We start from the raw sequence: 7,658 nt of genomic DNA, 5'->3' as shown, positions 1-7,658 counted from the left end.
GCTGCTCTCGCGGCGCGCGGGCCTGCTGTCCGGCGGCCAGCGGCAGCAGCTCGCGATCGCGCGGGCGCTCGTCACCGGGCCGCGCGTCCTCGTCCTCGACGAGCCGACCGAGGGCATCCAGCCGTCCGTCGTGCAGGAGATCGAGGACGCCGTCGCGACGCTCACCGCGCAGCGCGGGCTCACCGTCCTGCTCGTCGAGCAGCACGTCGGCTTCGCGCTCGCCGCCTCTCAGCGGTACTACGTGCTCGAGTCCGGCCGCGTCACCAGCACCGGCGCCGGCGGGGCCGAGCAGGAGGCCGACGTGCGGGCGGCGATGGCCCTGTGACCGTCGGTGCGGGCACGACGGTGGCGGCGCGTGCGGTGGTCGGTGCCGGCAGGTCGGCGGAGCGGGTCGTGATCCTCGCCGGGGCCACGTCGGCGGTGCGGGTCGCGGTCCTCGCCGGGGCCACGTCGGCGGCGAGAGCCGTGGCGGGCGGGGGAGCGTCGCGCCCCGGACGCGTCGAGGCGGAGGACTAGGCTCCGTGAGCATGAGCACCGGCCTGACCGGCCCGTCCACCACGGCCGCCGACCCGGCCGTCGGCGCGGGCGGAGCGCCCCCCGTCGGCACCTCGGACGAGGCCGCCGCCGAGGCGCGGTCGCTGCGCGAGGTCGTCTACCACCGGCTCCGCGACGACATCCTCAACGGCCGCATCTCCCCGCGCGAGCGGCTCACCGAGCCCAAGCTCGGGAAGGCGTTCGAGGTGTCCCGGACACCCGTGCGCGAGGCGCTGTCCCGGCTGCTGTCCGACGGGCTCGTCGAGCGCACCGACTTCGGGTACGCGGTCGTCGTCCCGAGCCTCGAGGACTTGCGCAACCTCTACGAGCTGCGCATCACGCTCGAGCTGCGCGGCATCGCGCGCGCCATCGAGAACCCGTCGGTCCGGCACGACGAGGAGATCCTGCGCGAGGAGCTGAGGCGCTGGTACGTCCTGCGCGACGCCCCGCCCGAGCCCGACCCGTCGTTCGTGCTGCTCGACGAGCGGTTCCACCAGGCGCTGTCGCGCGCGTCGGGCAACGCGCAGCTCACCGACGCGCTCGTCACCGTCAACCAGAAGATCCGGGCCGTGCGCATGCACGACTTCGTCGAGACCGGCCGCATCGCGCTCACCATCGACGAGCACATCGAGATCGTCGAGCTCGTCCTCGAGCGCCGACTGCCCGAGGCGCTGACGGCCCTGCACAAGCACGTCGGCGAGTCGCTCGAGGTCGTCATGGAGCGTGCGACCAGCGCCATGACCCGCATGGCCCTCGCCGGCTGACCTCAGGTCGTCAGGATCCGCAGCGCAGCCTGCCCGTCCCGCGCTGCGGTCGACGGGAGCCTTCGCCACTGCGGTCCTTCCTCGACGAGGTGCCGCGCGAGCAGCAGCATGCGCGACCGGTCCGACCCCTTGAACTGCTCGCGCGCGTCGTACGGGTCGTCGAGGCGAGCGAGCAGCACGGCGGCGTCCATGAGGTGCCGTTCGGGATCGCGCGAGTCGGTCCGGTACGCGGCGGCCTTGAGAACGAGGGCGCCGAGCACCGACGGCGTGCTCACGGTCGTCCGCACGCCGTCGACGATCGACAGGCTCGCGTTCACCGTTCGCTGCAGTGCCTGGGTGCCACCTTCGATCGCCACCATCGTCCGTCCGCGCAGCCTGCTCACCGCGCGTGGAGGAGCGTGGTCGGCGATCAGCACGTCCACGACGTCTTCTGCGACCGTCACGAGGTCGACCGACTGGTGCCCGCGCCGGAAGCGGTGCGCCGTCGTCTCGCGCGGATCGAACGGGTCCACGACGTGGTACCCGAGCGACTCGAGCGCTTCCGCAGCTGCAGCCGGTGCGCCCGGCGTCGTCTCGACGTGGAGCACGACGTCGACGTCGTTCGTCGGCCGGACGCCGTCGACGTCGTGGGTCGCGGCATGGAGCTGGGTCATGAGGCCGCCGACGAGCGTCCAGGTGTGGTGCGGCAGCACGTCGGCGATCTCCGCGACGTTGGGCCACGGTGGTCCCCACCCGCCAGGCGGGGTAGGGACGTCGAGCAAGGGCCGCTCAGGCATGAGCGTGGCGCTCCAGCACCCGCTCGAGCGTGTCGAGCCCTGCCCGACGTTCGCGCGCGTCGAGCGAGCCTGCCGAGTCCACGGCGGCGAGCACAGGTCCGCCGGCGAGCGCCGCAACGAGGACGATGTCCATCGCGGTGGCGCGCAGCGTGAGGAGGCCGTCCTCGTCCTCGGTGAGTCCGTGCCCATGGACCAGGGACGAGAGCTGGTCGCGCGCGACGTAGCCGTCGACAGTCGAGTCCGCCCGAGCGGCAAGACCGAGGAGACTGCGGTCCGGTGTGACGACATCGGCGCCGATACGCGGGAGCGTGGAGCGGTGAGCTGCGTACCGGTGCACCGACGCACGGTCGCGGCAACGTTCGACGAGTCGTTCGGGAGTCAGCTCGCGAAGTCGGCCTCGAAGCCGCGAGAGCTGTGACGGCCCCAGCCATGTGACCTGGTGGTCGGTCAGCAACGCGATGGCTGCCCAGGCCGTGGGCTCTGACCATGCTTGCCGGCCCGTCCGCGGGACGGCGGCGTACCGGTCGACGGACGTGGCGTCGAGGGCTCCGCGCACCACCTGGCGGAGCTCGCCTGCCGCGACCAGGTAGTTCACCTGACGCCGGGACAGCCCGAGTCGCGCAGCGGCCTCGGCGGTTCCGATCAGACCGCTCATGACCATTAGTTTCGCATTCGCGAAGTTAACGGTCAACGGCGCGACTCCCATGTGACGAGGGCGCTGGTCGTAACGCGACGTTTACGCGGGGCGGTGGGGTGGGAAACAACCAGTTCGTAGCGTGCGGGATACCGGGGTGTATACACCCTCCGGTCCTCGTCCGGCCACCGCTCGCGGTCGTCGCGGGCCGGTCCGACGACCGCACCGGGGGACGCCGTGTTCGACACCCTGCTCGTCGCCAACCGTGGCGAGATCGCCGTCCGCATCCTGCGCAGCGCGCGCGACCTCGGCCTGCGGACGGTGGCGGTCTACTCCGACGCCGACGCGGCCGCCCCGCACGTGCGCCTCGCCGACGAGGCCGTCCGGCTCGGACCCGGCCCGGCCGTCGAGAGCTACCTGCGGACCGAGCTCGTCCTGCACGCCGCCGCCGAGACCGGCGCGGGCGCGATCCACCCCGGCTACGGGTTCCTGTCCGAGAACGCGGCGTTCGCCGCGCAGGTCGAGGCCGCCGGGCTCGCGTTCGTCGGGCCGACGCCCGCGCACCTGTCCGTGTTCGGCGACAAGCACGAGGCCCGCGAGGCCGCGCGCGCGGCGGGCGTGCCTCTCGTCGCGGGCTCGGGTCTGCTCGAGACCGTCGCCGACGCGCTGACCGCCGCCGAGGTCGTCGGGTACCCCGTCATGGTGAAGGCCGTCGGCGGGGGCGGCGGCATCGGCATGCAGGCGTGCGCCGACCCCGGTGAGCTCGTCGCCGCGTTCGACCGCGTGCAGCGCATCGCCGCGGCGTCGTTCGGGTCCGCGGGCGTCTTCCTCGAGCGGTACGTCGCGCGCGCGCGGCACCTCGAGGTGCAGGTGTTCGGCGACGGCGCCGGCCGGGTCGTGAGCCTCGGCGATCGCGACTGCTCGCTGCAGCGACGGCACCAGAAGGTCGTCGAGGAGGCCCCCGCGCCCGCGCTGCCTGCCGACGTCCGGGAGGCCCTGCACGCGTCGGCGCGCGCGCTCACCGCCTCCGTCGCCTACCGGTCCGCCGGGACCGTCGAGTACGTGTACGACGTCGACCGCGGCGAGGTGTCGTTCCTCGAGGTCAACACCCGCCTGCAGGTCGAGCACCCGGTCACCGAGGCCGTCACGGGCGTCGACCTCGTCGCGTGGATGATCCGGCTCGCGCAGGGCGACGCGTCGTTCCTCGACGACGTGCCCGACGCCGGACCGGAGATCCGCGGCCACGCCGTCGAGGCGCGCGTGTACGCCGAGGACCCCCGCAAGGACCACCAGCCGAGCGCCGGCCTCCTCACGGAGGTCGTCTACCCCGACCCGTCGACGGGCGTGCGGATCGACGCGTGGGCCGAGACCGGGCAGGAGGTCACGACGCTCTACGACCCGATGCTCGCCAAGGTGATCGTGCACGCCGACGACCGCGACGCCGCCCTCGCCGCGTCGGCCGCCGCGCTCGCGGGCACGCGCATGTCGGGGCTCCAGACGAACCTGCCGCTGCTGCGCGCCGCCGTCGCCGACCCGTCGGTCCTGGCCGCGACGCACACCACGGGCACCCTCGGCGGGGTGGTCGACGACGAGCCGCACATCGCCGTCGAGCGGCCGGGCGTGATGACGACCGTGCAGGACTGGCCGGGACGCCTGGGGCACTGGGACGTCGGCATCTCACCCTCCGGCCCGATGGACGACCTGTCGTTCCGCCTCGGCAACTGCGCGCTCGGCAACCCCGAGGGCGTGCCCGGCCTGGAGTGCACGCTCACCGGTCCGCGTCTGCGGTTCAGCCACGAGGCCGTCGTGTGCGTGACCGGGGCCGACGCGCCCGTCACCGTCGACGGCGAGCCCGTCCCGCAGTGGGAGCCGGTCGTCGTCCCTGCGGGCTCGGTGCTGGACGTCGGCGCGCCGTCGGGCGCGGGCCTCCGCACCTACGTGCTCGTGCGCGGCGGGCTCGACGTGCCGCTCTACCTGGGGTCGGCGTCGACGTTCTCGCTCGGCGGCTTCGGCGGGTACACCGGCCGGGCGCTCGCGCTGGGCGACACGCTGGTCCCGGCGGCGGTCGGTGCCGACGCGTCGCCGGTCGCGCCCGTCCCCGTCGACGTCCGTCCGGAGCTCGTGCACGCGTGGGAGGTCGCCGTCCAGGAGGGACCGCAGCCTGCCCCGACGTACTTCACGCCCGACGACATGCGGATGCTCTACGACGCGACCTGGCAGGTGCAGACGCATGCCAACCGGACCGGCATCCGCCTCACCGGGCCGAAGCCGCAGTGGGCGCGACCCGACGGCGGCGAGGCCGGGCTGCACCCGTCGAACCTGCACGACAACCCGTACTCCGTCGGTGCGCTCAACGTCTCGGGCGACACCCCGATCCTGCTCGGACCCGACGGTCCCAGCCTCGGCGGGTTCGCCTGCCCCGTGACCGTCGTCGCGGGCCACCGCTGGAAGATGGGCCAGATCCGGCCCGGCGACACCGTCCGGCTTCTGCCCGTCCCCGAGGCGACCGCCGACGCGCTCCGCGGGTCCGACGCGCTGCGCTCCACGGCATCCGTCCCCGCCGGTCTCGCGGTCGGACCCGACGGCGACGACGGTGTGCTCGCCCGGGTCGCCGGCGACCCCGCCGACCCGCTCGGCACGCCCGAGGTCGTCTACCTGCGCGGCGGCGACGACAACGTGCTCGTCGAGTACGGGCCGATGGTGCTCGACCTCGGTCTGCGGATGCGCGTGCACGCGCTCGCCGAGGCGCTGCGCGCGCGCGACCTGCCCGGCGTCGTCGACCTCACGCCCGGCGTCCGGTCGCTGCACGTGCACGTCGACCCCGACGTGCTGCCCGTCCGCGCGCTCGTCGCGGTGCTCGTCGAGCTCGAGGCCGCCCTGCCCGCGACCGCCGACCTCGTCGTCCCGAGCCGCCGCATCCACCTGCCGCTGTCGTTCGACGACCCCGTCATCGCCGACGCCGTGCACCGCTACCAGGCCGGCGTCCGCCCCGAGGCGCCGTGGCTGCCGTCGAACATCGAGTTCGTCCGCCGCATCAACGGGCTCCCGTCCACCGACGACGTCTTCGAGACGATGACGAGCGCCGAGTACCTGGTCCTCGGGCTCGGCGACGTCTACCTCGGCGCCCCGCTCGCCGTGCCGCTCGACCCGCGGCACCGGCTCATGACGACCAAGTACAACCCGGCCCGCACGTGGACCGCCGCCGACACCGTCGGGCTCGGCGGGCAGTACCTGTGCGTGTACGGCATGGACTCGCCCGGCGGGTACCAGCTCGTCGGGCGGACCGTGCCCATCTGGTCCGGCCACCGCCAGCGCGGGGTCTTCGAACCCGGCAAGCCGTGGCTGCTGCGGTTCTTCGACCGCGTCGTCTGGCACCCGGTCGGAGCCGCCGAGCTGCTCGAGCAGCGCGCCGCGTTCGCCGCCGGGCGGCTCGACGTCGAGGTCGAGCACGGCACGTTCTCCTACCGCGAGCACCTCGACCTGCTCGCGGCGCACGCCGACGACATCACCGCGTTCCAGTCCCGGCAGGCCGCCGCGTTCGCCGAGGAGCGCGCCGCCTGGGCCGCCGCCGGGGAGCTCGACGCGCACGACGAGCCCGCACCCGACGACGGGCCCGTCGGGGCAGGCCTCGCCGGGGCGGCGCAGATCGAGCTCGCCGACGGGCACGTGCTCGTCGAGGCGCCCATGGTCGGGAGCGTGTGGCGCGTCGAGGCCGCGTCGGGCAGCCAGGTCCGGGAGGGCGACCTGCTCGTCGCGCTCGAGGCCATGAAGCTCGAGCTGGGCGTCGTCGCCCCTGCCGACGGGCGTGTGCTCGAGGTGCTCGTCTCGCCCGGTCAGCAGGTCGCGCCGGGCGCACCGCTCGCGATCCTGGCCGTGGGCTCGTGACGGCACGCGGACGGCGTGCGAGAGCCGGGTGGTCGACGGCACGCGGACGGTGTGGGTGAGCCGGGTGGTCGACGGCACGCGGACGGCTCGCGTGCGGCGGGTGGTCGACCGAGCGTGGACGGTGTGCGTGACAGGGAGGGACGCGTGACGGCGGTGCAGCAGGCCGGGAGCGCGGCGACGACGGAGAAGGTGGACGACGTGGTGGACCTGGTGGGGGCGGGGACGACGACCGGCGGTGTCGCAGGCGTCGACGGTGCGACGGTGGGGCGTGGTGCCGACGGCACCGCTGGCGGCGCCGCTGACGGCTTCGTCGTGGGTGCCGCCGTGCGGCGCGTGCGGGCGGCGTTCGAGCGGCTCGACGCGGTTGACCGGCCCGAGGTGTGGATCACCCTGGTCGACCGCGCCGACGTGCTGGCCGCGGCGGCCGACGTCGACGCGCGCGTCGAGGCCGGCGAGGACCTGCCGCTCGCCGGTGTCGTGCTCGCCGTCAAGGACAACGTTGACGTCGCGGGCGTGCCGACGACGGCCGCGTGCCCGTCGTACGCGACGTCGCCGGCGGGTCGTCCGGGGCCGGCGGCCGTGACGGCCCCTGCGGTGCAGCGGCTCGTCGACGCGGGTGCGGTCGTCCTCGGCAAGACGAACCTCGACCAGTTCGCGACCGGCCTGGTCGGGACACGGAGCCCGTTCGGGCCGGTCCGGCACGCGACGCTGCCCGACCGGGTGTCGGGAGGGTCGAGCTCGGGTTCCGCGGTGGCGGTCGCGCTGGGCATCGCCGACGTCGGGATCGGCACCGACACCGCCGGCTCCGGTCGCGTGCCCGCCGCGTTCCACGGGATCGTCGGCATCAAGACCACCGTCGGACTCGTCCCGACCGCGGGCGTCGTGCCCGCGTGCCGCACGTACGACGTGGTGACCACGTTCACCCGCGACCTCGCGCTGGGCGCGCTCGCGACCCGCCTCATGGTGGGCGCGGACGCCACCGACCCGTCGGGGCGCACCTGGCCCGCGGACGTGCGCCTCGCGCTGCGCGCGACCCCGGTCGTCGCCGTGCCGCGGCCCGAGGAC

The 7,658-nt window shown here is 74.5% G+C and carries 6 protein-coding genes; 4 read left to right on the top strand and 2 right to left on the bottom strand.

Annotated elements, in window-relative coordinates:
• Both HGA02_RS06365 and HGA02_RS06360 read left to right on the top strand, forming a co-directional pair.
• Nucleotides 1-325: ATP-binding cassette domain-containing protein (locus HGA02_RS06365; protein ID WP_168678315.1), on the top strand; the 325-nt coding region annotated here is incomplete at its 5' end.
• A 202-nt stretch (nt 326-527) separates the two neighbouring features.
• Nucleotides 528-1,298 carry a GntR family transcriptional regulator gene (locus HGA02_RS06360; protein WP_168678314.1) on the top strand — a complete coding sequence of 257 codons (771 nt, stop codon included), beginning with the start codon at nt 528-530 and terminating at the stop codon, nt 1,296-1,298.
• A gap of 2 nt (nt 1,299-1,300) precedes the next feature.
• Here HGA02_RS06360 and HGA02_RS06355 read toward each other — a convergent pair whose 3' ends face one another.
• Nucleotides 1,301-2,074 (bottom strand): hypothetical protein, encoded by a 774-nt coding sequence (locus tag HGA02_RS06355; protein ID WP_168678312.1) that lies wholly within the window; start codon nt 2,072-2,074, stop codon nt 1,301-1,303.
• Nucleotides 2,067-2,780 (bottom strand): type IV toxin-antitoxin system AbiEi family antitoxin domain-containing protein, encoded by a 714-nt coding sequence (locus tag HGA02_RS06350; protein ID WP_168678310.1) that lies wholly within the window; start codon nt 2,778-2,780, stop codon nt 2,067-2,069. The genes HGA02_RS06355 and HGA02_RS06350 overlap by 8 nt, the downstream gene beginning before the upstream one ends.
• A gap of 165 nt (nt 2,781-2,945) precedes the next feature.
• Here HGA02_RS06350 and uca point away from each other — a divergent pair, with 165 nt between their 5' ends.
• Both uca and HGA02_RS06340 read left to right on the top strand, forming a co-directional pair.
• Nucleotides 2,946-6,593, top strand: a complete 3,648-nt coding sequence (uca, locus tag HGA02_RS06345) for an urea carboxylase (RefSeq protein WP_168678309.1) — start codon at nt 2,946-2,948, stop codon at nt 6,591-6,593.
• Nucleotides 6,594-6,905: 312 nt separating this feature from the next.
• Nucleotides 6,906-7,658 (top strand): amidase family protein (locus tag HGA02_RS06340; RefSeq protein ID WP_343035321.1); only part of this gene is annotated, 753 nt, incomplete at its 3' end.

The organism is Cellulomonas septica (genome assembly GCF_012396155.1).
Classification (GTDB): domain Bacteria; phylum Actinomycetota; class Actinomycetes; order Actinomycetales; family Cellulomonadaceae; genus Cellulomonas; species Cellulomonas septica.
This window is presented reverse-complemented; position numbering and strand designations above follow the sequence as displayed.

What these genes read in the sequence shown, in the direction of transcription:
- HGA02_RS06360 (WP_168678314.1), top strand. Translation starts at nt 528, where the DNA reads ATGAGCACCGGCCTGACCGGCCCGTCCACCACGGCCGCCGACCCGGCC.
- HGA02_RS06355 (WP_168678312.1), bottom strand. Translation starts at nt 2,074, where the DNA reads ATGCCTGAGCGGCCCTTGCTCGACGTCCCTACCCCGCCTGGCGGGTGG.
- HGA02_RS06350 (WP_168678310.1), bottom strand. Translation starts at nt 2,780, where the DNA reads ATGGGAGTCGCGCCGTTGACCGTTAACTTCGCGAATGCGAAACTAATG.